21 protein-coding genes are annotated in these 24908 nt (G+C 42.7%); 6 read left to right on the top strand and 15 right to left on the bottom strand.

The genetic code is table 11. From position 1 onward, the window contains the following. Positions 1 to 48 precede the first annotated feature (48 nt). Positions 49 to 957: an AAA family ATPase gene (locus QUB68_RS06280; RefSeq protein WP_332990438.1), complete on the top strand. Its 909-nt coding sequence runs from the start codon at positions 49 to 51 to the stop codon at positions 955 to 957. 444 nt (positions 958 to 1401) lie between these two features. On the opposite strand, the gene QUB68_RS06275 is transcribed toward QUB68_RS06280, so the two are convergent. The 10 genes from QUB68_RS06275 to QUB68_RS06230 all read right to left on the bottom strand — a co-directional run bounded on the left by QUB68_RS06275 (position 1402) and on the right by QUB68_RS06230 (position 13711). Continuing rightward, a complete protein-coding gene (locus QUB68_RS06275; protein ID WP_332990436.1) occupies positions 1402 to 2628 on the bottom strand; it encodes a glycosyltransferase in 1227 nt (408 codons plus the stop codon). 215 nt (positions 2629 to 2843) lie between these two features. Further along, the gene (locus tag QUB68_RS06270) at positions 2844 to 3473 is read right to left on the bottom strand and encodes a hypothetical protein (protein ID WP_332990434.1); all 630 of its coding nucleotides are present in this window, start codon (positions 3471 to 3473) and stop codon (positions 2844 to 2846) included. Positions 3474 to 3576: 103 nt separating this feature from the next. Continuing rightward, a complete protein-coding gene (locus tag QUB68_RS06265) occupies positions 3577 to 5829 on the bottom strand; it encodes a TIGR03986 family type III CRISPR-associated RAMP protein (RefSeq protein WP_332990433.1) in 2253 nt (750 codons plus the stop codon). A gap of 51 nt (positions 5830 to 5880) precedes the next feature. Next, positions 5881 to 6456: a Uma2 family endonuclease gene (locus tag QUB68_RS06260; RefSeq protein WP_332990430.1), complete on the bottom strand. Its 576-nt coding sequence runs from the start codon at positions 6454 to 6456 to the stop codon at positions 5881 to 5883. Positions 6457 to 6458: 2 nt separating this feature from the next. Next, complete coding sequence (gene csx19 / locus QUB68_RS06255) at positions 6459 to 7043, bottom strand: type III-D CRISPR-associated protein Csx19 (protein ID WP_332990428.1); 585 nt, start codon at positions 7041 to 7043, stop codon at positions 6459 to 6461. After that, positions 7036 to 8514 carry an RAMP superfamily CRISPR-associated protein gene (locus tag QUB68_RS06250; RefSeq protein WP_332990426.1) on the bottom strand — a complete coding sequence of 493 codons (1479 nt, stop codon included), beginning with the start codon at positions 8512 to 8514 and terminating at the stop codon, positions 7036 to 7038. Before QUB68_RS06250 ends, csx19 begins: the two co-directional genes overlap by 8 nt. Continuing rightward, entirely contained in the window at positions 8514 to 10088 is a 1575-nt protein-coding gene (locus QUB68_RS06245) for a hypothetical protein (RefSeq protein ID WP_332990424.1), read from the bottom strand. Before QUB68_RS06245 ends, QUB68_RS06250 begins: the two co-directional genes overlap by 1 nt. Beyond that, positions 10085 to 10723 carry an RAMP superfamily CRISPR-associated protein gene (locus QUB68_RS06240; RefSeq protein ID WP_332990422.1) on the bottom strand — a complete coding sequence of 213 codons (639 nt, stop codon included), beginning with the start codon at positions 10721 to 10723 and terminating at the stop codon, positions 10085 to 10087. The genes QUB68_RS06245 and QUB68_RS06240 overlap by 4 nt, the downstream gene beginning before the upstream one ends. Continuing rightward, complete coding sequence (locus QUB68_RS06235; protein ID WP_332990420.1) at positions 10713 to 12377, bottom strand: Cas10/Cmr2 second palm domain-containing protein; 1665 nt, start codon at positions 12375 to 12377, stop codon at positions 10713 to 10715. Before QUB68_RS06235 ends, QUB68_RS06240 begins: the two co-directional genes overlap by 11 nt. Further along, the gene (locus tag QUB68_RS06230; protein WP_332990418.1) at positions 12374 to 13711 is read right to left on the bottom strand and encodes a Card1-like endonuclease domain-containing protein; all 1338 of its coding nucleotides are present in this window, start codon (positions 13709 to 13711) and stop codon (positions 12374 to 12376) included. The genes QUB68_RS06235 and QUB68_RS06230 overlap by 4 nt, the downstream gene beginning before the upstream one ends. Before the next feature lie 83 nt (positions 13712 to 13794). Between QUB68_RS06230 and QUB68_RS06225 the strand changes: the two genes are divergently transcribed. Continuing rightward, entirely contained in the window at positions 13795 to 15216 is a 1422-nt protein-coding gene (locus tag QUB68_RS06225) for a TIGR03985 family CRISPR-associated protein (protein ID WP_332990416.1), read from the top strand. Here QUB68_RS06225 and QUB68_RS06220 read toward each other — a convergent pair. Beyond that, positions 15189 to 15362 (bottom strand): hypothetical protein, encoded by a 174-nt coding sequence (locus tag QUB68_RS06220; protein ID WP_332990414.1) that lies wholly within the window; start codon positions 15360 to 15362, stop codon positions 15189 to 15191. The two genes, QUB68_RS06225 and QUB68_RS06220, sit on opposite strands and share 28 nt — an antisense overlap. Positions 15363 to 15706: 344 nt before the next feature. Here QUB68_RS06220 and QUB68_RS06215 point away from each other — a divergent pair, with 344 nt between their 5' ends. After that, positions 15707 to 16033, top strand: a complete 327-nt coding sequence (locus tag QUB68_RS06215; RefSeq protein ID WP_332990412.1) for an MgPME-cyclase complex family protein — start codon at positions 15707 to 15709, stop codon at positions 16031 to 16033. Next, positions 16030 to 16767, top strand: a complete 738-nt coding sequence (locus QUB68_RS06210; protein ID WP_332990410.1) for a hypothetical protein — start codon at positions 16030 to 16032, stop codon at positions 16765 to 16767. The genes QUB68_RS06215 and QUB68_RS06210 overlap by 4 nt, the downstream gene beginning before the upstream one ends. Before the next feature lie 322 nt (positions 16768 to 17089). Here QUB68_RS06210 and QUB68_RS06205 read toward each other — a convergent pair whose 3' ends face one another. The 3 genes from QUB68_RS06205 to QUB68_RS06195 all read right to left on the bottom strand — a co-directional run bounded on the left by QUB68_RS06205 (position 17090) and on the right by QUB68_RS06195 (position 21202). Further along, positions 17090 to 19180 (bottom strand): tetratricopeptide repeat protein, encoded by a 2091-nt coding sequence (locus QUB68_RS06205; protein ID WP_332990408.1) that lies wholly within the window; start codon positions 19178 to 19180, stop codon positions 17090 to 17092. 75 nt (positions 19181 to 19255) lie between these two features. Then, complete coding sequence (locus tag QUB68_RS06200; RefSeq protein ID WP_332990406.1) at positions 19256 to 20206, bottom strand: Rpn family recombination-promoting nuclease/putative transposase; 951 nt, start codon at positions 20204 to 20206, stop codon at positions 19256 to 19258. A gap of 60 nt (positions 20207 to 20266) precedes the next feature. After that, entirely contained in the window at positions 20267 to 21202 is a 936-nt protein-coding gene (locus tag QUB68_RS06195; protein ID WP_332990404.1) for an NAD-dependent epimerase/dehydratase family protein, read from the bottom strand. Between the two features lie 440 nt (positions 21203 to 21642). Between QUB68_RS06195 and dnaG the strand changes: the two genes are divergently transcribed. Continuing rightward, a complete protein-coding gene (dnaG, locus tag QUB68_RS06190) occupies positions 21643 to 23643 on the top strand; it encodes a DNA primase (RefSeq protein ID WP_332990402.1) in 2001 nt (666 codons plus the stop codon). 161 nt (positions 23644 to 23804) lie between these two features. Here the strand turns inward: dnaG and QUB68_RS06185 are convergent, their stop codons facing one another. Then, a complete protein-coding gene (locus tag QUB68_RS06185; protein ID WP_332990400.1) occupies positions 23805 to 24317 on the bottom strand; it encodes a pentapeptide repeat-containing protein in 513 nt (170 codons plus the stop codon). 14 nt (positions 24318 to 24331) lie between these two features. Here QUB68_RS06185 and QUB68_RS06180 point away from each other — a divergent pair, with 14 nt between their 5' ends. Beyond that, on the top strand, positions 24332 to 24889 hold the full coding sequence (locus QUB68_RS06180) for a YraN family protein (protein ID WP_332990398.1): 558 nt from the start codon (positions 24332 to 24334) through the stop codon (positions 24887 to 24889). Positions 24890 to 24908: the final 19 nt, after the last annotated feature.

Here is a 24908-nt window from a genome sequence, read left to right as displayed (position 1 = left end):
AATAACAAGCAATTAACAACTAGCAATTAACAATTAGAAGTCAGGGATATGAGAGAACATATTGAGCGGCTCAAACAAAATCTAGGCAAGACGATTGTCGGCAAAGCGGATGCTATTCGCTTGGTGCTGGTAGCTGTGCTTTCGGGGGGACACGCGCTGCTAGAAGACGTGCCTGGTGTCGGAAAAACGCTGTTGGCGAAGTCTTTAGCGCGATCGATCGATGGGAAGTTTCAGCGGATTCAGTGCACTCCCGATTTGTTACCGACAGATATCACCGGTACTAATATTTGGAATCCCAGCAGCGGCAAGTTTGAGTTTTTGCCAGGCCCAGTTTTTGCGAATGTTTTGCTGGCGGATGAAATCAATCGGGCGACGCCGCGAACTCAGTCTGCTTTGCTGGAAGTGATGGAAGAAAAGCAGGTGACGGTAGACGGAGTTTCTCGGACTGTTCCGGCGCCGTTTTTTGTGATTGCGACTCAAAACCCGATCGAATATCAAGGCACTTTTCCGTTACCGGAAGCCCAGATGGATCGGTTTACCTTGTCTTTGACTTTGGGCTATCCCGCTGCGTCGGAAGAGTTGCAAATGTTGGAACGGCTATCTGATCCTTTTGCTGTTGAGGATTTGCAGCCTTGTATTTCTTTGGAAGAGGTGCAGGAATTGCGCCGTTTGTGCGCTGCGGTGCAGGTGGAAGGTTCTTTGAAGCAGTATATTGTGGATTTGGTGCGATCGACCCGCGAGGATGAAGAGATTACTCTGGGGGTGAGTCCCCGTGGTGCGGTGGCTTTGCACCGGGCATCTCAGGCTTTGGCGTTTATTTCGGGGCGGGATTTTGCCACCCCGGATGATGTCAAGGAATTAGCACCGCACGTACTTTCTCATCGGTTGATTCCGGCGGGGGGAAGGAAGGCGAAAACAATTGTTGATAAGTTGTTGAGATCTGTTCCTATTCCTTAAAAAGTTACAAATCGCCCGCAGAAGATAAGACGGCGGTTGAAACCGCGTCTACACAAACAAAGTCCGCCTCCGCGGACTAAAGAATCAAGAAGATAAGACGGCTGTTGAAACCGCGTCTACACAAACAAAGTCCGCCTCCGCGGTGTAAAGATAATTCGGCGGTTGAAACCGCCTTTGTCTTCAACCCGCGGAGGCGGGTTTTGTCTTTATCGACGCGGTTTCAACCGCCGAGTCTTCTTATCTTATGTTGACATTCTCACCGCCCTAAAAGTGCGGCGATTCCCAAACATCGCTATTTGGGTTCCTGTTTCATTGCAACTGCCTCCACCTCCCGAAGGGTTTTCCGGTCTTATGCTCGCTCCACAGGCTTTGGCTATTGCCTCCCGCAAGCCCTGCGGTAGACTTTTAATTATAGACTAAAAGTCCCCCTAAAAGGGGGAGGTTTCAAACCCAATTTTTCGATGATTGTTCAATAGATCCTTGAAACAGAGCCACTAATTTCTTTGCCTCTAAATCAACATTATGTTGTTGAGCAACTCTTTCTGCCCCTGTTTTCCCCATTTCTTCTAGCTGTTCTAAAGGTGCTTCCAATGCCGCACGCATTGCAATAGTTAATGCTTCTACGGAACCGGGAGGAACTAACCAACCGCAAACCCCTGGTTCTACGAGTTCGGGGATGCCAGCAACATAGGTGCTAATTACGGGCCGATTGAGGGCGAGGGCTTCCATAATTACGACGGGCAAACCTTCGGCAAAACTGGGCAATACCATGGCGCGGGAAGCTAAAATTTCTTGCTGAACTCGATCGCCACTGGCCCAGCCGGTAATTTCTATATAGTTTTGCAGGCCGAGTTGTACAATCTGCTGTTCAATCTCAGTTCGCAGCGGCCCGTCTCCAACGAATACCAATTTAAACTCTAAGCCTTGAACTGCTAGCTTGCTGGCGGCTTCTAGCAGTAGCAAATGACCTTTTTGTTCGCTGAGCCTCCCAATGCAAGCTAAGCGGGGTGCTGCGGGTATTGGGACGTGCGGTGCGGCTAAAAATGCTGCATCGACACCGCAGTGTATGACGTGGATTTTTGACCAATAAGTGCGATCGCACCACCGAAAAAGCTGACTTTTGCCGAAGGAACTGACTGCTGCGACAAAGGTCGATCGTTTAATTTTTTCATCTAAGGAAAGAAGTGTAGCTTTATCAAATTCTTCGGGGCCGTGAACAGTGAAACTGTAAGTCGGGCCGCCAAGCACGCGGCACAGCATTGCAACAGTTGTGGAATTTGTGCCGAAGTGAGCGTGAACGTGTGTTGTACCCGCTTCTGCAAACCAATTTAAAAGAATGCAAGCTTCTGCGAAATAAGCTATGTGCAGCAAAATCCCGCGTTCTGAGTGCCAGCCCACTTTGAACATTAACTGCAAAGCTTCCAGAAATCGAATTGGTCTAGTTGTGGCAGTGCTGAGCAAACCCCACGCTAAGCCCTGTACGCCAACTCCTAGGATGACTTTGGTCAGTTCTTGTTCTTGTTTGTCTGCGCCGTCTACGAGTTCGGATTCGCAGGATCTGATGGAGTAACGCCCGACTTTGATGCCGTAGGTTTCGACAGCTAGAAGTTCTCTGCGGACGAAGCTGTGGCTGACTTTGGGGTATTGGTTGACGAGATAGGCGATGTTCATGAACGGGGTGAAATTTTTATGGTAAAACTCTAGATTAGTTTAGCTTTATGGATGTGCGGGGCGATCGCTTTTGGTGGGATGTGTGCGGTAGGCGGGATCGATATTATGGGGAAAGTGAATCACTCCACACATTTTACGCTTTATAATATTTTATTTGATTCCGTCGGCGACTTAACTCATCCTCGCTGCTCCTGATTAAATACACCTGCTACCTTTCAATTCTGACTCGCTATTTCAGCATTCAGCAGCAATTCACATTGTCTAAAAATATAGTTAATCGCCGCAAAAAGCTTGTTTAAATCGTCAAGCAAGTAAGACTGTTTATTTTTAGTAAAAAGATTAGTCTTAAGTTTACCAAATTGCCATACTTCCCCATTTGATACAATTCCAAAAATATCTTGCTCTGAGTTTTCATTCAGTCGCTGTGCGGCAATCATTTCCGCTAAACACTGGGCCCATCCATTTTCAAAGTTATCCTGTTTAGCTTCAACTATCATAAAATAAGGTTTATCAAAAACAATTTTTCCTAAAATAGAACGTTTAGCCAAAATATATTCAGGAAATCCAGAAAGATACTGGTCGTAGGTAAGAGACTGATGGCTCCACAAAACAAACCCGCTGTAATAGCACTTCCAAACTTCTTTGATAACTGGATAAATCAAATTTTCACAAACTGCAAATTCAGAATTATCAACCACTCCTTCTCGCATTGTAAATTCTAAATCTTCTCGAAAATAGTCAGAAACATGAAACTCTGTTTCTACTATGAAATTGGATTCAGTATAGGTAATCTGAAATTCTTTGAGGACTGAACCGACTGTTTTATAAGCGCTAAAAGGCATCATAAACTCCTAAATTTAGGTGGTGTATTTTATTGAGCTAATTTTAGCATGGGGAAAGGGCGATCGGCCTTGACGAGATGGGTGAGGTGGGATATGGGCGATCGACTTAACGTTTTGGCTTGTTCGGAGGTCTTTGAAATGCCAGATTAATATTTCCTCCACCTTCATCTCGACCTCGCTCGGAGGTATTCTTAGGTTTAGGTTTGGGAAGAGTAGATTTATTGCTTATTTTTGTAGTTAATTGGCTTTCTACAGAAGCAAATCTGCGATGATCAAGGATGTTCATTACATCCAATGGAGTAGGTAGAACTTTTCTCTGCTTAAATTCTTCAAGTTCCATATATCGAGTCTGTTCTTCATCTGGAATTTTATCTTTATCGCACCGCAACATCGCCAGCAACATTTCAATTCTCGGTAACTGCTTTAAATGTTGCAGTTGTTCTCTATTTCGCTCTTTTGGATAATCGCGCTCGCTGATTCCATCTAGGACATATTTCTCGAATGCTTTCACACATTCTTGCTCTTTTGTATCAGTTTGAGATTGGTCTTCTTCCCCAGTTTTCCACTTTGTACCATCAAATAGATTGCTGTAGCGAGAGGTGCGATCGCTCAAATGCAATTCATAGTCAATTTTCACCGCACCCATCCCCAGCGGTTTACCCATACCAAGGGAAAAACAGTATTCTTCACCCTGTTTAGCAGTTCCCAGTTGTTGTGACTTCTGACTGCTGAGACTCAACACCCATAACAATGCGCCCAATTCAACTTTGCTCAAATTTTCAAAGTGAATATCAAACTTAAAAATCACACCTTTTTTAATTGGGTTAATTTGAGTAGTCTGAGTATCTGAAACTTCTTTCTTTTTATCCAAATTAAGTTTAAGTTTAAATTCAGGATTGCTGCCTTTATGCCAATACAGCTTATGACCGCGAATTACTGTATTTTTAATTGGTTCACTTGCATAGTGTTTTAGTTCTGATTTGTCTGCATTTGGTTGAACCAAATAGTGCGAAAAGTTACTCGGTTTCGGCCCAGATAGGATTTGAGGAGTTAATGGTTTATCTTGATACCAGATACCATTTTGATTGCTTTGGTATAAGGCATCTGTAAAAAACACTCTCCCGGCTCTTTTTTTTTCAAACTTTAGAGGTAATTTTTGTGATTCAGATTCTTGCTTTACCCAGCCAAAGATTGCATCAGCTAGATCAATTGATGCTAATTTTCTCAAATCTTCAGGAATAAAATCTAAGACAGTCGTTGCGTGTCCATTACCTTGAGGAGAGTACGGAATACGAAAATTAGGGCTTTGACCAACAAATCCTACTATATTTCCACTTTCATGAGGACAGTAAAACACAGGACGATTTTCTTCTAATAATCCCCAATCCTTATTAAAGGGTGATTCTTTCTGAAAATTAGTCAGAGCATTACGATAATGCTCAATTGCTGTACGATCTATTGGGAATCGGGCAGCATTCTTATCCTCAGCGAAAACTACGCAATGATTACGACGAGGTGAAGGTTCATTTCCTTGTTTCATGTTTCCACTGGTAACAAGCACACCTTTTTTGGGATGGATGTCTGGCAATTCAACATCATGAGCAAATAAGCGTTTAGCTCTGTCTGTGTTATCTACAGCTACACTTCTATAGCTAACAGAAATATACTGAGGCTCATATTTATCATTATTGAAAATTTTAAAGTTTGGCAAGTTAATAGACGTTTCCCTAACCCACGCAAATGTTTCACCTTGTTCACTCTTAGCAGGTTGAATATACCATCCTTGACTATCTTTTTTTAGATAGCCAGCCTGAATTTTTTCGGGATCAACACGATCCCTGTATTCTTTCCCCCAAGATTCTTTCTTGGGATTAGATGCAACTGCACGAAAAAATAGGCGATGCTCGTCGGATACTCTTTCAATTTTACTAAAACTAACGATCTCAAGTAAAGTTCGTAGGATTCCGCGTAAGCTGCTACCAGGAAGAATAGGAAGATTATCGTTTCGGTATGTAAAAAATGGAGCAAGAGTTTTTCGTCGGTCTGTCTCCCATTGTTTTTTCTCCTCTTCCCACTGTTTCTTCTGTTGCTCTGTGGCATCTTGTGGTGGCTTCGAGTATTTTTCTGGAAGCTCTGAATATTTAGTGAAATTAGTAGGAATCATTCCGCAGCGAATATACAGAGGAGATTCAGTAGTTAAAGTGCATTCAATTCTGCCAGTGTGGCGCTCTAAATGATATCGATCGCCATTTGGTAATTCCTCTGCTACGACGATTTTTTCAGGAAGTTCGACAAAGTTATAGGGTGCTTTAGCGATACGATCGACTTCTGTAATTTTTGCGATATGCTTGGGATTCATTATCCAATCTCCTTACACTTAAATAAAATGACTCATTCTTGATTTCAACCCTCACTCTTTGTCAAAAATAATCCCTTCATACAAAAGTTCGATCGCACATTCAAACTCAATACTTTCTAAGGTAATAATTTCTCCTGCTTCATACTCATAATAAAGCCACATCTTCCCTTCTCCTCGACGATAAACCTCAACTATTATTTCTTCTGAATCAACTAAGACGTATTCTTGCAAACTCGGAATTTGACGATAATATTTAAATTTTTTCGTGCGATCGTAACTTGCTGTACCAGGCGAAAGAACCTCAACAATGATTTTTGGATTTTGAATAAAATCGCGGGCTTTCAAGTCCTGGGAGTCGCAAGTCACAACTATATCTGGATAGAAATAACGACTTGATTGACTAGGCTTAACTTTCGCATCTGACACATTGGCTTGACAACCTCTCTGACGCAAATGAGGTCTTAGGGCTGTATAGAAGTTGAGAGCAATGCTATTATGAGGAATCGTACCGCCTGTCATAGCTAAAATTTCGCCATCAATGTATTCATAGCGAAATTCCTGCTTGGCTTCCCATTCTAGGTATTCTTCCGCCGTCATTTTTTGAGTGTATTGAGGTTCAGCAATCATAATTAGGTTCCTCGTAAATCAACCAGCCGACTTAGATAAACTCTCGCGACTCCACTATCATCATAGTCGATATAGTGATGTACGAGTAAACGAATCGGATGATATAGATTTTTTTTGTCTTGGCTAAATGGAATATTGATTAAAGGCACAGCGTATTTTAGACCTTGAGAACCATCTGAAACTAAAGTAAACTCCTGTTTAGACTCTCCTTCTCGTTGGGTTCCCCAGAGAATTTGTTTTTCACAAATATAATCCTCTTTTGATAGATATTCATCCTTAATTAAACGTGCTTTCCAGTTTTGACCCACTTTCCAAAGCATAACCTCAGCTTTTTTACCAAAGATTCGACTTTGTTGGAGGGTGCAAAGACGGAACTTAGCTAATTTTGGAAATACATCATCATCTCCTGATGTCACCAACTTCTTGTCATTGCCTCTAAGTTCACCCCAAATTACGCCATCATCAGCATGAGCTAATAAGTATTGTAATTGATACTGTTTTGCCTTAAGTTGTAACCAATTGTACAAAGAGGGCGTATCGATAATATCTTGAGCATCTTCAATGGATTGGCAATCAGGTTTATTCATTGTTTTTTACCTCCTTAACTAATTTATTAACAAATTCTTGTAATCTGTCAGGGTTGCTCACATCAAGAGGTTCTTTATCACTTTTTTGAGCGATACTCCATATTTCTTTCTGCTGTAACTCCTTCTTTTTATCCCATTTATGCCAAGTCAATGTTGCATTTTTTCCCTGCAATCTTCCTCTACCAATACTGCTTTCACCTCCTACAGGTAAATCGCTTGTCCACAAATCTTTTAGCAAGAGTAACAGCAATCCTATTTCAGACTCTTCAGGCTTGCGTAACTCTAGTTCAAGAGTGACATCGCCACCAAAGATAGGTTGTTCGTCAAATAATGCACCGTGATATGCACCTCCGGTAAAACGATCGATCGCAATTCGAGTTTGTACTAAGTCATCCGCCTTTTCAATGACTTTCTCGTGAACGACTAAACGACTTGCCTTAGCTTGTTTTGTCTTGTCTTTGCTGAAGTCTGTCCCAAACATTTCATCTATAATTGTTATCGGTTTTTCCAGAGTATTCACAATTCGTTCGGCTCGATGACGCAAGACTCCTGCTAAACTTGTGCCTGATAAGACTGGTTTTAATTCATTATTACGATGAGATTTCAAGTGTACAACATCGGGAGCGCGCCCAGTTGAGTCTTGACCGGAACGGATGAGCAGAGAACCGACTAATTTGAATTCGGCGTGGATGGTGAAGCGATCGCGCTTATCTTCTCCACTTACATCTAGCTGAATTCCAACTTTCTCAAAGGCTTCTTTAAATGGATAAGTTGGGTAATTTGGCAATAAACCTGGTTGCCAATGTTCAAAATTTAACCAGGAAGTGCGATCGCCCGAATGTTCCAAGTTAAAGCTCCAAACCTGCCACTCTTCGACATGACAGCGACCAAAACCGCGCCGCTTTTTCATGCCAATCCCGATTTCATGCTGCTCTAAACCTCGTAAAGCCAATGCTAAATCATTAATTAACGTTTGCTGTTCTGTCTGATTTTTATTTTTTTCTATCAGCAATTCAAAGTACAGCGGAAATTCTGTTCCTGCCGCTAACAGTTCCAAGTCATATTTTTGGCCTGGTTTGGCTGTGCCAGTTATAGATTCAATTTCTACGCCATCTCTTAATTCTACAATGGGAATAGTGCTGCCGATCGCATCATTGATAATTAATGGACTTTGTTCGCCATCTGGATCGCGACGAGTACCACCAAATAAGCGAGTAGCCCGATCGCCATTTTGCTCCTCTACCCCATATCCGTGTTGGTACTCCCGCAAGTAATTCCGCAGAGCACCTGCAATCGATGCACCAGTTAAAAGCGCACAGTCGCTCACGCTATCTCTCAGCAATGCGATATCCGTTGGACTGTCTGCGTCACCACTTCCCAAACAAGTAGGAGTATCTAAGGTTAACGTACCCCGGACAATGATGCGTTGGGCGATCGGGCGCTGACAGCGGTTTCGGCGTTCTTGACTCATCAGTTTTTCTCCTTAGTTGCCTTCTTCGCTACCGCCATAATCAGCCGCAGCGTGTACTTTTGGGCTAGCTTATCCTCTCTAGCGCGATCGTCATCAAACTTGCGCTCAATACCAGCAATTTTTACTTCTTTTACGCCATTAATCCAATCTGTCGGATTCCCTAACCACTCGTCAAGCTGTTGCCTGAACGATTTATTACCAATTTTTGTGCGTTCAAATTGATTCCTGGCATTCGATGGTAAATTGTTGAGCAGCGAAATAACTAAATTACAATCGCCACTGGGAAGTGCTTGTCGTGCAACAGATTGTAGTCGTGACAGTTGGCTGTTACTGATGCCCTCAGCCAAGCTTAAATATCCAACCTGTTTTTGAAGAAATTGTTCTAGCTTTTGTTCTAACAATCTTTGTGCCATTTGTTCTGCCAAAAGATGTGAACCGGATTTTTTTAAGGGAGGTAAGCTAGAGGTACTAGATGACTTAGGTAAACTGACTGAAAACTCTTCTTTTTTTAACCAATTAACAGCAACTCGTCCAAAACCATCTTCTCTTCTCTCTCCAATTCCATAAGTTTCAAGTTGTTTGATTTGTGATTCATCAATAATATCAATACCTTCAAAAACAATCGCAGTTCCCGCTGCCAATGCTGGTACTTGAGGTAAAGGCAATCCCCATTTACGGTTAAAGCCACCAATCAAAGTGCTACTAGCAAAAATATTGCTAGGTTTGAGTAATGAAATATCTGAGATATTTAATACTTCCTCGACAGCCTGTTTAATTAACATTGAATCTGCAACAGGCTGACCGTATTCATTTCTTAAAAGCGTATCACTTAAAAGTGTAATGCTTAACATTTCATCACTTTCACGGTCTTTTGCTGGAATTCCTACTTCATCCCAATCATTAAGGATTTCTAAGTCGATAATCTTGGTATGTCCGTATCCAGCACTTTGAGAACCGCCTAACCAAATGTTGGGTTCGGTAACTAATAACATATGAATTGCTGTTGCGTCTCCATCTTCGCAGAGGATGATTGATTGAAATTTTTGTCCCGCATCTAGGGCATCGTAGCGGAAAAGTTCACCTTGATTGTCTGTAGAACGTCCTTTTTGGCGATCGCGAAAATTATGAATATTAATCCGCCGCTTGTCTTTGTATAAGTTAACTACTCCACCTTTATTTGTCCAAAAGTATTCACCAACAGACTTCGGAGTTTCTGGATTGTCTCCTCTATCAATACTGAAATCATAGACAGTTATAGACGAATCCTCCTTAACTTCATCATCCTTATCCTTGAACCAAGACTTAGGTACAGGCAAAGTGCGTTGCTTTTCCTGACTCAAAAGATAAGCATTTAAGTAGCGGGTACTATTGGCATCAAAGAAAAGTCGCTTTACATCTTTACTGGTTAAATCCAGTTCTGACAAATTATGCTGCCTCATATAACGCCCAATAATTGCACCGCGAATCATGCTACCAGGAATGTAAGAATAGGAAACATCGCTGTTGGGATCGCCTTGAAATGAAGTAGCAAGAACTGGTTGCTGAGTTTCCAATGACAAAGTAATAGCTTTCATGCAGCTTTCTCCTTAATTTCTGTTCCAAAATGGTTCGCATATTGATGGGTAATATCATTATTTTCTGCATCGTGTAGCGTACATCGAACGCGACCGCGACCTCGATTCCGTCCGCTACCCAAGCGTCGGAGTGCCAAAGAACTAACGGCTAAGAGTGACAGCATTTCATCACTTGGTATCTTCTCGAAAATCAAATCAGCCGTGAAACAAAGTTCACGCAAGATTACACGAAATGAACGCAAACTACCTTCATCTGGTGTACCAGATAGTGCGTCTATTGAAGTTTGACGACGAATAGTAGTTAGGGAATCAAGTACCTCTGTTTTTGTTAAAGTTCCGGCCTCAATCTGAAAAGCAACAGCTTGACGTAAGTCTTCAGGCAAACAAGCATCACCTACGTGAACCGCACCCATTGTTCCGAGAGTGCTACCAAGCGTCCCGAATAGTTTACAAGAAACTTTTCCCCAATCTTGATGATTAGATAAAACATCAATTAAGTTATCACATTCTTCACTCAGCAATCCTTTAATAGTACGTCCCCGCAAGTAGGGAAAACCATAGGGATCGTGTTCGACTTCTTGGTCGATTAAACCTGCGACTCCATCCCCCCGTCCAAAGGTAGTATCACTCAGCATTTTTATTTTCAGTTGATAAATCGGCATTGCATTCTTCCCTCAATGAGATATAAAATTCCATTGCTTCAATTGCATCAAAATAGCCACAAATTCCAGGAGGCAGCCAACCCTCTTGAGCTAATGTTACACTTTGACCGCTACATTCCGGGAAAGTTGGCAGTTGTTCATCCTTGATTCTGTAATTTTTGATAAATTTCTGAGTTGCCTCACTCCCTTGACGCAGTACATCTCTTAAAGCAATCACCTTATTATGACGACCTTTCCATTCCTCATCCTCATTGAAGTGTTTGACTACCTTTGTGAAGCCTTCCCAAGTACGCCAGTCACTATCTTGTTCTTTTCTCAAGCTTACAGGGCGCATAGATAAACTACCTGCTGGTACTTGATACTCGCGCTGACGAATATCAGAAATTGACCCGCTTAAGCCACTGGCTGCCAAATGCCAATCTAAAGCTGAAAAATCTCCTTTCTTTTCATCTTTAACAAACTTTTTAGCTTTTCGACACAAATCTTCGCTCAGTTGATAAGCGCGCGCAAAGGGATAATGAGTTTTGACAACACAAATTCCGGCACAAGCTTTAATCGGCTCACCATTTGCAATTGGCTGTTTCTCAAATTCTTGCAGAAAAATGGCGGCGAGTTCTAATCCCAATCTTCCATCACAAACAAAGGTAATGTCATCACCACCATAGACTAGAGGACGGAAGGGTAAGTAATTATCTTTGATCTCAAACTGACCCTTGACTTTTCTTTTTCCATCGGCATCTACCTCAATTGATTTAACCAGTATCTCTACAGATTTTTTGAGCGCATTAATACCAGCCTGATTGACGCTGTGGGATAGTTCACGCATATCAATTATATAGTCTCGATTGCATTTTCCCTCACCAAATTTTTGAAACCGTTTACCCATAGCATTGCCATCAGCATGAATGACAGCAACATAGCTAGAATCTCCCTTAGAACGACCCATCTCGTCTGTTCTTAGAGGGAATTGATACGAACCTAAAGAAGTTGCAAACATTTTTTGTAGGTTGTCGTTAGCTTTACAAACAACGTTGAGTTTAGCTTCAATTTCTGTCGAAATAAGATAAGATTCATCATCCTTAAACTTCTCGCTCATCCCTACAGCGACTAACTGAGTTGAGCGACAAGTTGCTGTCACACCTAAACCGAGCAGCGGTGCAGAAGGTATCCTGCTTCGTTTTTTAGCATCCAAGTCATTTTTCATCAAGTGTCGAACTACTTCATACAGAGATTGATTATCCCAATCAAACTCTTGATGAACGGCGACAAGATTGATTCCTGGTGCTTCTTCTAAGATTCGTCTACTCAAAATTTGAGTAAATTGCACGGCATATTTCTGATCTGAAAACAGCAAGACTGTATTGCCACCACCTGCATAAACTAATTCAGCAGCTAGTCCATCATCTTCGATGCGTGGTTTTGCCTCCGATTGATGCTTTTCAGGGTTAAAGGCATAAACTTCTTGCTTTATCTCTGCTTTCAGTTTATTTAAAGCTTCTCTCGCCCAGTTGTCAGTTGCTTGAGATACGAGATACGATGCACCAATATTTTCGCGCAGGCGGTTACTACCGAAAATGTAGGGTTGAATTCCTGTTGTGTCTAGTACAGTGACAGTAAAATTTCTCATCTGGCATCCTTATCGTTTTGTTTGATCCAGTCTTCAATCCTGCTCGATAAATCTATTAAGTCATCACGTCCAAATACAGCAAGTTTGTGGTTTTTTATACCACTTTCTGGAGAAGGATTGAAAACATTTGTGATTTCTGTTTCCAGAGCATTGACATCGGTCTCATTAGCACAACAAACTAGAGCCACTCGCGCTTCGTCTCCACCTAGTTGTCGCGCTCTGATGTATGCTTCAAAAAGCTTAGATTTACAATCCGATTTACGGTCGATAGTTGTACAAGAGATGGCAAATAGTTGATATCCTCGCATGAAGGCAACATCAAACTGGAACTTAGTATTTTTGGGATCGATGGGATTTCTAATCCAAAATGAAGTAGCACTATCGTAAATATCTAAATTGGTTGGAATCTTTTGCACTTGCTGTAAAACGTGATGTTCTAACCATTCGCCATCCAACCACTTACAGGTAGATTCTAGGCTTTTGAGTCCTTGCTCTTTGAAAGTCTGAAGTGATAACTCCTTACCCACAACTCCTACATGAGTCAAAGCACTCACGATTTTTTCATGTGACTTGAGATTATCTAAGCTCAAAGAAGGAAGCTCTTTAAGTTGATTTTCTTTTTTCCATTTGTTTTTATTGTTTTCATCTCTGGCTGCTTTCCGCAAAACTTCATTACACCAGTTACGCCATAACTTCACTAAATCACCGTTATTATGAAACTCAGCAAAAGCTGTTGCACCTTCAGGTAATTCTGGCTTGTCAATAGGCTCAGATTTCTCTTGCCATGTCCATCCATGTATTTGGAAAAGTTTTACAAGTTTAACTTGCAACGTCTCTGGTTTCACTTTGATGCGAATGCGATCGCCATTTTCTCGATCGATACACATCTCCAATCTACGGGGGTCAAGATAGCTAAATACAGTTTCAGGGCGCTCTTTGCTAAAAACTGCTCTGTAAGCGTGTACAGCCATCGCCTTTGTACCGCCCGTATAATTCAATCCAATCTTTCCATCCTTGATAGTTTCTAGCTTAGAGCGAATTGCCTTTTGAATCTGATAGGCATCAGCTTCGCTATCGTTGAGTGGCACAAGTTGAGCTGTCTTTAAACCAATTATTGGTTCGCTATTCAATATTGTTTGCAGACGCTTGGCTGGCTTCTCTGTACCATTCGTATATACCAGGTAGGGCGTACCTCCTTGATTTAACAAAAGTCTCGCAGCTACATAATTCGGTAAAGGGTTTTCACCAACCAGCAGAAACAAGTGGTCAACTTTGTACTTGTCGAACTCAGATGTACTCATAAAGGTAGTTTGTCCGTCTTTTTCAACTTTCACGCCGATTATCGCATACTATCGGAATACCCCCCTTCCGATCGCCATTACGCTAAAAAAACACAACACAAATCCCCAAACCCACCGTGAACCCAACCTTTCGCAATCCCCCGAAACCCAGACTCCTAGTGGATTTCGCCAACGGAACTCTCGATCAAATGCAGAATCTCACCCGTGCCATCAGGTTGTGGGTTTTGGTAAGTTGGCTGTACAGCGACGAGGGATATATTGCCCTTGACAATCCCTTTACCTATGCTGATTGGCGCGAAGCTTTCTTCGGCAAGAATTACCAAGATGAAAAGCACGAAGATATTATTAACAATTCAGACCAGAATTGTGCTTGCAACCAAACAACGCAACAGTGGTTCATCAAATACAATGTATCTGTAAATGAGTGGCGGCAATCTGTTTTAAAAGAAATAACTATTGCTGATTCTGATTTAGATAATATATTGGCAGAAAAGTTATTCGCTCAGGTGCGGAAGTCGCTGCAAAATGACTTCGATTTATTGGTGAGTCGAAATTGGCTTAAACGGTTAACGAGAGTGACTGGTAGGAGCAAGAACTACCGCCGAGTTGAAGAACTACCGCCAATTTCCAGTCACACAGAAAACCCCAATACTGACAAGAATTTGACTCCGCAAGCACAGGCTTATCTCGCTGCTACTTTGGGGATGTTTAGTTTTCTAGATCCGAGTTTGCCACTATTAGCTGACCAATTTTCAGAAGAGGTAGTTGATGAAGATAATCACCGGGTCTTTTTGTATGTTGATTATCTCGTGCCAGAATCTAGTCCGATGCAGGATGCTGTCGATCAATTTCAGAGCGAATTGCAGGAAACTTGGGACTCTCAAAATATCGCTCCTTTGTTATTAACCTATCGCAGCGCTCATCAAAATCAGATTAAGGAGTGCGTTGTTTATCCTGTTTGTATTTACTTTATGGAACGAGCTAAATATTTGTGTGCCTATGGTAGCACTCCCAGGAATGAAATTAACTGGTATAAATATCGGCTCGATCGCATAATTTCAAAACGTCTAGAATCCTTGGATTGGCAAGATCCTCGGGTTCCGCAATTACTCAAGGAAAAATATCAGGAAAATAAGCTGCCAACTCCCAAAATAGTCAACAATATGTTAAGGGAAGCTTGGGGCTGCGATTTTTATAAGGAAACTGCGCTGATGGTATTGCGGTTCGATCGCGCTTTTGCCCAATCCTACCTGCAAGGAATCAGCATTCACCATACCTGTAGAGCCATAGAGTGCGATCGCGCCGCCACATTAATCAAACAATATACTCCCAACCCAGACAATCGACAGATTCTTTTAGATATAATTCAGTCTCGTCCTAGCACCGATATTTACTACCAAGTCAAGTACCGAATTACAGACTACTATGTTCTCAGATGGTTGCGAGCTTTGGGTTCAAAAGTTGAAGTTTTACTACCTTGGGATATGCGGCAAAAAATGGTTCTAGAAAGTCAAAACACTTGGAATTTGTATAAATAACAAAATACCACAAGTTGAGCATAACGGGCGATCGCCCTTGAGGGAACCGGAGATCGGTAGCGCGAGCGATAGCCGATCGCAAATTGAGGTTCCCGTCGATCGCCCCAAGCGACACACCAAGCAATACCGATCGCAATACTTTCCATATGCAAACCACTTCCAATCCGGTGTGACAGCCCCAGATTGCCTCAATAATTGGCAATTATTCGACGTACAATTCTATATAGCTTTCTATTGTCACCTAAATTTTAGACAAAATCAACCGCCAGAAAAAAAATCGCCTCAACTCCCGCAACCCCTCACACCAATCATTTTTCAGACACAACTTGCTCTACATCTACCAAGATGACAGCAAATAAGGTAAAGTAAACGGCACAAGAGTTTAGAACTCTCAAACTGCCGCAACTCGGCAAACCGCCCCTACCCAAGCAAAAATCGCCGGTAGAGGCGACATTAACCGCTAACTGCTAACCCCTAAGAAACGAAAAAAATGCAAACCTACTACTACGTTTTAGCCAGCCAACGCTTTTTGCTAGAAGAAGAAGCCCTTGATGAAGTGTTTAAAGAAAGAATTCGTAACTACAACGAACAAGAAAAACAAATAGACTTCTGGTTAGTCAAACAACCAGCTTTCCTAGAAGCACCGGCAATGGCAGCAACTAAAGCAAAATGCCCTCAGCCAGCAGCAGCCATTATTTCCACCGATCCTGTCTTCATCACCTGGTTGAAACTCCGATTAGAATATGTACTGACAGGTGAATTTCAAGCACCATCAGCAACTATTCCCGATGCCCTCGCATCCCTACAGACAGCATGAACAAATTAGCCAAAGATTCCACAGCGAAGCTAGGAAAATCAAGGGGAAAATTGTACAAATATTTTGTCTCTCTTCCCCTATTTTCTGCTACCTCGATCGCCATTTTGACCTTGACATTTTTAGCGAATTCTGTTAAAGCTGAGTCGAGCTGCGAACCGCCAAATTCCGATGAATATCTACTGTTAATTGTCACAAAAACACCGGAACAGCAAGAAAGAGCAAAACGGTCTTTCCCCGGAAATACTGACAATACAGTTTGCCGATATATCAACGATACCGTAACGCGAGTTGGTGGCTTTCGCGACTCGCAAATCGCTAGCGATTGGGTTAAATACATCAAAGATGTTGTGGGATTGCAAGCTTACGTAGTTCGATCGCCCGCAGCAGCACTTCCCCAAAACCTGCCAGTCTACAACCCTCAGCCAGCACCCGGTTCAGAACCAATCGCCAATCCCCAGACTGGCAATCTTGCGTTCAATCCCCAAGCCCTCGGCCCCGGTTATGCCGTGTTAGTAGATTACTTCAATCAACCGGAATTAGCCGGCCAAGTCAAGCAAGCATTAGGTACGCAAGTAGGCTTAGCTTCCTACGGTCAGCGTCCCTTTTTATTCGTTGCTTATACAACGGATCAAAACGCTGCTACTGCGGCGGTAAAAGCATTGAGCGATCGAGGTTTTTGGGCGATGTTGGTAGACAGTCGCCGTGTTACGGTAATTAGTCCTGCTGTTAGGTAAAACTAGATGCAGACGGCGGTTTCAACCGTATTTATTTAAACGATGTTCGAGATAAGACGGCGAATGGAATTCGCGCCTACACAAACGATGTCCGCCTCCGCGGACAGAAGAAGATTACGTAATTTTAACGGTCAATTCTTCAACCCGCGGAGGCGGGTTTTGTTTGTATAGACGCGAATTCTATTCGCCCGGTTATCTTCAACCCGCGTCGGCGGGTTTTGTTTGTATAGACGCGAATTCTATTCGCCCGGTTTTTTTACTCTTCTAGGGTTTTGTTTGCATAGACGCGAATTCCATTCGCCCGGTTTTCTGAATTAACAATTTATAGTTGTTTGGGCGGCGGCTGGCTGATTCCGGGCTGACTTTCGGCCCGTTTTTTTGCTTCCATTGCGGCTCCGTAATCCGGCTTGTAGCGAATTGCTTTGTCATAGGAGGCGATCGCATCTCCGAATCTTTTCACCGCTACAAGGGCGTTACCGCGACTGTACCAGGCCTCCGAATAGTCCGGCTTGACATAGACAGCTTCGTTGTAAGAGGCGATCGCATCTTCGTACCGCTTCAAATTGTACTGAGCATTACCTCTATTGTACCACCCTTGAGATTCTTTCGGGTTCAAATCTAAGGCTTTGCTGTAACACTCAATTGCTTGTTCGTACTTGCGCAATTCGTGGTAAGACCAACCTAAATTGTACCATGCTTGATAATAATCGGGTTTTAATTTTACAGCTTTTTCGTAAGCTTGTACCGCTTCTTCATGTCGGCGCATTTTCAGCAAAGCGATACCTTTACTGTACCAGCCTTGATAAAAATTTGGCTGAAACCGCACGGCTTTTTCGTAAGCTTCAAAAGCTTCTTGATTTTTGTTCAATTCTAGGAAAACATTCCCTAAATTGTACCAAGCATCAGAATTATCGAATTTTATTTCAACTGCTTTTTGATAGGATTCTACAGCGCGATCGTACTGTTTTAGATTTTGGTGAGCTTGTCCCCGATTGTACCAAGCAAGGTACAAATTAGGCTGAAATTGTACGGCTTTTTCGTAGGAGGCGATCGCCTCTTCGTACCGCTGCGAGTCTAACAAAGCATCGCCTCTCCCTTCCCAGGCTGCGGGATAGTCTGGCTGGATTTTCAAAGCATTGTCAAAAGATGCGATCGCCTCCTTTGACTGTTGCAACTTATCCAAAGCATAACCGCGTCCCGTCCAAGCTTCCAAATATTCCGGCTTTAATTCTATTGCTTTATCATAGGCTGATTGTGACTCCTTATATTTTTTCAATTCATATAAAGTTTTAGCTTTTTCCTGCCAAACTTCCGCGTAGTCAGGCCGGAGAGTTATTGCTCGATCATAGGCAGCTAGAGCTTCTTCAAATTTGCTTAAATTGTAAAGAGTAATCCCTCGGTTATGCAAGTCAGTTGCATTCGCCGAATTAAAAGTATTTACACCATAAATTGATGCTATAATAGTTATGCCAATCAAACTGGCGATCGCCCCGATTTTAAAATACAGTTTTCGGCGCGGTTTGTGCGGATTTTTCGCAGCAACTGGAGGCAATACCGGAACAGTACCGCTGAAACAATTTTTCAATTCTTTAATAGCTTCTAGGGTTTCGCCCGCACTCGAATAGCGCTGCCTAAAATCGTATTTTACCATCCGATCTAAAATCTTCGCAAATTCCGAACTGACCGATGCTTTCTCCTGCCAAATTATTTCCTCTGTATTCGGATCTTTGGTCATTTGGTGCGGAGTTATACCAGTGAGGCATTGAATTGCGATCGCACCTGCGGCATAAATATCACTGCTGAGTTTCGGGTTGCCGTGAGCTTGTTCGCTGGGCATATAACCGGGAGTACCGATACTCACGCTCAAGCTATTCTTGGGCTGAGAATTAGTGATTTGAGTCGTAATTTCTTTGACTGCGCCGAAGTCAATTAACACTAACTTATTATCTCGATCTCGGCGCAGGATATTGCGTGGATTGACATCGCGGTGAATTACATTTTGCTGGTGTACAAAATCTAAAATTTCCAGAAGTTCCTGCAAAATAGTAATAACTTGATCTTCCTTCATCCCTCCGGCATTTCCAGCAGACACGGGCGTAATTTCTTGACTTAAATCGTGGCCTTCGATAAATTCTTGAACAAGATAAAACTCTTGATTTTCTTCAAAGTAAGCAAAAAGTTGGGGAATGCGATCGTGATTTCCCAACTTATATAAAACTTGTGCTTCCGTATCAAACAAACGTCTTGCTACCCGTAGAGTTTCGGGATCGGTTGATTGAGGTTTAAGCTGCTTGACGACGCACAGGTGATTACCTGGTAGCTGCTTATCTTCAGCTAAATAAGTTTGAGCAAATCCGCCGCCTCCCAAGTGACGGATAATGCTGTAGCGTGTGCCGAGTGTGATTCCAAGCATCAAATTCACCTAATATTTCCTAGTCTGTGAACTACGCACCTTACTTTTATTTAACTGGTAGGGTGCGTTATCAACTTATTGAGAATTATCTTCCAACCAATAACTCAACTCTTCCAAGTTTGAAAAACCCCATACGGCGTTTACTAAATTTTCTAATTGGTCGCTCGATAACTGCTGAATGCGCCTTTCTATATCAGGGTTTAGTTCACCTAAAAGGCGATTCAGCGAAATCATAATTAACTCTATTTGTGCTTCTTGTCTGCCTTGTTGTCTGCCTTCTTGTCTGCCTTGTTGTCTGCCTTCTTGTCTGCCTTCTTCCCGGCCTACAGCCACTGAACTTTCCTGATCTTGAGCAAAGAACTCTTGCTGCTGTAACGTGTTCAATTCATCCTGTGTCAAACTAACTTCGTTGGCAATTTCAAAAGCTTTCTGAATTTGCGGAACTGTAGCCATTGTTTGAGGTACTTCATCCAAAGTGCCAGTGGTTTTGATAAAGTAAATCCACTTGTCCGTAATATTTTCTAGTTGATCCAATTCTTTCTTAAATTTGGGCAACTCTACAAATACTAACTCAATGTCATTCTGTAGATAATCAGACAGGCGAGTTCTTTCTTTGAAGACAAAATGCGAAATTACATCTTCATGCCCGCTAAACATTTCAAAATCTGTGATAGTCAAAGCAATCACAGGTCGCAATTGCTGGTATAATTCTCCCCTTGTTAGTTGCAGTGCATAAGTTTTTGCTGCATTGTACAAAACTCGCTTCCCAAATGCCTGCACCTTCAAAACTTGCATTTCGATAATCACAAATGTGCCATCGTTAAGTAACGCTTTGACATCTAAGTAGCTGTTTTTAACTCCGGCTATTTGAGGGGCAAGATAAGGGTCAAGGATTTCTAAGCTTTCAATGATGGATCTGCCTTCATAGAGTATGGCATTCAAGAAACTAATCAAAATGTCGTTACTCTGGGCAGAGCCAAATATTTTCTTGAAGGCAAAATCAATTTTGGGATTGATAAATCTCATGTTATTTTTCTCCCTAAACATTGGTATGGTGCGCGCTGCACACCATACTTTAATTTTACTTTAAACAGCTTTCAAAATCTCGTCATCGACTGAAAAATCTATCTCGGTTTCGTCCCGTCCCGAAATTAGATAATCATTCTGGAATGAATCTTTTAGCCCCGAAACTAAGTCAAATTCCGGCTTCCAGTTAAGCTCGGTGACAGCTTTATTCACTGAGGCAAAAAAGTGCTGCAAGCGCATCGGAAAAGCTTTCTTTTGGCCGAAGTCAAATTGTTTTGGATCGTAGTGTACAATCTTAATAGCATCAGGGGATTTGCCTGCCGCTTGAATGCAGGCGCGGGCTAAACCGTCAAAGGTGACAAATCGATCGCCCGAAACGTTATAAATTTGCCCGATCGCCCTTTCATTCCCCAAAACCGCCGCCATCGCCACCGCCAAATCCTGACAGTGCCCCAACTGCGTAAAGTGCATACCGTTACCCGGAATCGGAATCGGGCGATCGCGCGCAATGCGATCGAAAAACCAAGCCTCCAAATCATTATAATTTTGAGGCCCATAAATATAAGTCGGGCGAATCGAAGTCCAAGGCAAACCGGACTCAGCCAAATAATTTTCCGTGTCGCACTTACCCAAATGTCGGCTTTTGGGATCAGTAGCGTCCCCTTCAATATGAGGCATTTGATCGGATTTCAAATAAACCCCCGCAGAGCTCATGTAAACAAAGTGCTGCACCCGCCCCTTAAATATCTCAGCTAAAGGCTTTGTATCGCTCAGTTCCCGACCGTTGTTGTCAAAAACCGCGTCAAACTCAACCGCCGATAATTTTTCTTGCAATTGATCGACATTTGTGCGATCGCCCAAAATCTGTTTCACCCCCGCAACCGGCACAGGCTTATTGCCCCGGTTAAACAACACCACCTCATGCCCTTGTGCTGCTAAAATCTTAGTAAGATAAACCCCGACAAACCGAGTACCGCCCATCATTAAAATTCGCATTATTTCCGATGCTCCTTACAGTTAGTGTAAATATCTTACAATAAAGTTATGCCCTAGGCAGAAACCTGGTTTTTCACAAAAAACCAGTTTTCTGCCATCAGCCATGCTATAAAACCCGGTTTATTCAGTTTTCATCTGCAATTCCGAAAACTCAACGATTAGCTTTACTAAAATTGTGTGATCTCCAAATAAACATACAACAAATTCCAACACAATTAGGACATTCTTACTTGCTAAAACCTTTGACTTTTTCCCTTTTTTCCTCTTCCCGACATCCGTTAAAATCCGTTAAATCCCGTACATTTCGCCTTGCCGAACTTCCCTCTTACATCCGTTACATCCGTTACAAAATTCGTTGCCGAACTTCCCTCTTACATCCGTTACAAAATCCGTTGCCGAAGTTCCTTCTACTATACTTTTAATTACCCTAAAATAGTCCTATGCAATTTCCCCGGCTGCACCCAGAAACAATCGAAGAAGTCAAACAAAGAGCCGACATAGTAGACGTTATTTCCGGTAGAGTAATCTTAAAAAAACGCGGCAAAGAATTCGTCGGGTTGTGTCCCTTCCACGACGAAAAATCTCCCAGCTTCACCGTCAATCAAGCCAAACAAATGTACTATTGTTTCGGCTGCGGTGCAGGCGGAAACGCCTTTAAATTCCTCATGGAATTAGAGAAACGGTCTTTCAGCGAAGTAGTATTAGAACTAGCTAAAAATTATCAAGTCCCCGTCAAAACAGTCGAACCAGAACAGCGACAAGAATTGCAGCGCCAAATTTCACTGCGGGAACAACTGTATGAAATCTCAGCACTAACAGCCAAGTTTTACGAACACGCCTTGAGACAAACCCAAGGAGAAGAACCCTTAGCATATCTCAAATCAGAGCGCAAACTCAGCGAAGAAACTATCCAACAATTTCAAATAGGTTATGCACCCCAAGGTTGGGAAGCACTGTATAGTTATTTAGTAGAACAAAAAAACTATCCCGCGCAATTAGTAGAACAAGCAGGACTAATTGTACCACGCAAATCAGGAGGCAGCGGCTATTACGATCGCTTCCGCAACCGCATCATGATTCCCATTCGCGATACCCAAGGCAGAGTCATCGGTTTCGGCGGCCGAGCTCTCGGCGACGAACAACCGAAATACCTGAATTCTCCCGAAACAGAACTATTCGATAAAGGCAAGACTTTATATGCCCTAGATACAGCCAAAACAGCCATTGGCAAAGCCGATCGCGCAGTCGTCGTAGAGGGGTACTTTGATGCGATCGCACTTCAAGCAGCCGGCATCTCCAACGCCGTAGCATCCCTCGGCACAGCCCTGAGTTTAAACCAAGTGCGGCAGTTATTGCGATACACAGACTCCAAACAAATTATCCTCAACTTCGACGCAGACAAAGCAGGAAATCAAGCAGCAGAGCGCGCGATTGGAGAAATAGAAAAACTCGCGTATCAAGGAGAAGTACAACTGCGAGTGCTCAACATTCCCGACGGCAAAGATGCCGACGAATACCTCAAAACATACTCCCCAGAACAGTATCGAGAACTGCTCAAAAATGCTCCATTGTGGCTAGACTGGCAACTGCAACAAATGCTCGTAAATCAAGATTTGAAGCAAGCAGACACTTCCCAGCAAATTACCAAAAAAATCATTAAATTATTAACCAACATCACTGACGACAATCAGCTAGCGCATTATTTGCAAAAGTGCGCCGAAATCCTCAGCAAAGGAGATTTTAGACTCACAAAAATGTTAACCGAAAACTTGCTCAATCAAGTAGTCAGCGATTGGGCAAAGCGGCTGAGTCAAGACGAAGCATTGACAATGCCTCTGTTAATTAGAAACAAGCTGAAGCCGAACAAACAATACAAAAAACAGCGGCCCAGCGGCGAAACCAAAAGCTCAAAACCCGGCTTTTCAGCAGCAGCCCGCAGTCTTTTAGAAGAAGCAGAAGCGCAATTATTGCAGATTTACTTGCACTGTCCCGAATACCGCCAAGAAGTCAGAGAAGCCATAGAAGCTAGAGACGTGCAGTTTAGCTTGTCTCATCACAGATTTTTGTGGCACCTGATTTTAAATGCAGAAATACTGCACAAAATCTCTTTACAAGTAGCGCCTTCAGAGTTAATATTGAAATTGCAAGATAGCTTCATGGAATATCCCACTCAACTCAATCAAATCTCACATTTATTTCACTTAAACGAGTTCTCAGAAAGAAACGTTTATCGCGCACCTCTAGTAATTAGATCGGCCATTGCCTGTATCGAGCAAATCATCAGCATGAAGCGGCGCCGGATTGCACTCGATATGTGGCAGAAAACAGATGCTGCTATAGAACATTACCAACAACTCTGCGCCGAACAAGAATGGATAGAGGAATTAGAGCGGCTGCGTCAAGTTAATTTTTACGATTTAACTTCCGTACCTTGGGGCTAATAAGATTTTAGAAGACACGGCGGTTGAAACCGCGTCTACACAAACACTCACGCGAGGAGTGCGGGTTGAAGACACGGCGGTTAAAATCACGTTATTTCCTTCAGTCGGCGTCCGGCGGACATCGTTTGTATAGACGCGGTTTCAACCGTACGTCCTATCTTTTAGTAATCGCAAAACAGAGTTTCGCGAGTATCTCTACCAGTCACCGGATTAGTACCTTTTGCAACTTTACAAAGTTTTACCAGCATATCGTCTCGCAGCAGTGTCTCTGTAAAATCAGCACCGTCAATGATCGCTCCTTCCAGTCTGGTATTATAAGCAAAAGCACCCTCAAGGATAGCATTAGTTAAATTTGCTCTCATCATGCGAGCCAAATCCAAAGTCGCACCCGTGAAATTAGCGCCTTCTAAATTTGCCTCTTCCAGATTGGCGGCAAAAAAGCTGACGCCCCGCACATCTGCGTTGGTAAAATTGCTGTTGCGAAGATTAGCTTTATTGAAACTGTCGTCAGTTAAAACTTGTCCAGTAAAATCAGCGCCAACTAGGATTTCTTTATCATGATCCAAGGCGAAAGCAGGTGCGGGATTGATAGCGATCGCCCCAGCGGCAATTACTGCTAAAATAACAAAGCTGAGCAAGAAAGTATAAATATGTTGGCGAATTCCAGAAAGCATACAAGTTAAAGCTAATGGGCAGCGATGACAGTTCACAATTGAATTCTACCAGAAAGCGCGCGCCTACCGACTCCAATGCCTCCCAATCCCCAAACTCTCGGGATATCGGCACATTGGGAGAAAACTTAGTCGCCGAGTGGTTGCAGCAGCAAGGCTGGGAAATCCTGCACCGACAGTGGTACTGTCGCTGGGGAGAGATTGACATCATCGCCCTCGGAAAAGATGAAGAGGGCGCAAAAAACCGAGGCTTTCCCAATCACCAATTCCAGACATTAGCATTTGTCGAGGTGAAAACTCGCCGCCAGGGAAATTGGGATGCTGGTGGAATGCTGGCTGTTAGTGCCACAAAACAAGCCAAACTTTGGCAAACCGCCGAAATATTTTTAAGCACTCGTGCAGATTTAGCAAATAATTCTTGTCGCTTTGATGTCGCCCTAGTCAGGTGCGAACTTTCACGACAAAACACTAAGGAAATATTGCCACCATTAACTGCAACAAACTCTCAATCTGCCCTTGCAGGAAATTACCGGCTCACCCTGCAAGAATACATTCGATCGGCTTTTAGTAATTAGAAATGCCAAATTAAAAATT

The sequence above is a fragment of the Microcoleus sp. A006_D1 genome (assembly GCF_036702805.1).
GTDB lineage: Bacteria > Cyanobacteriota > Cyanobacteriia > Cyanobacteriales > Microcoleaceae > Microcoleus.
This window is presented reverse-complemented; position numbering and strand designations above follow the sequence as displayed.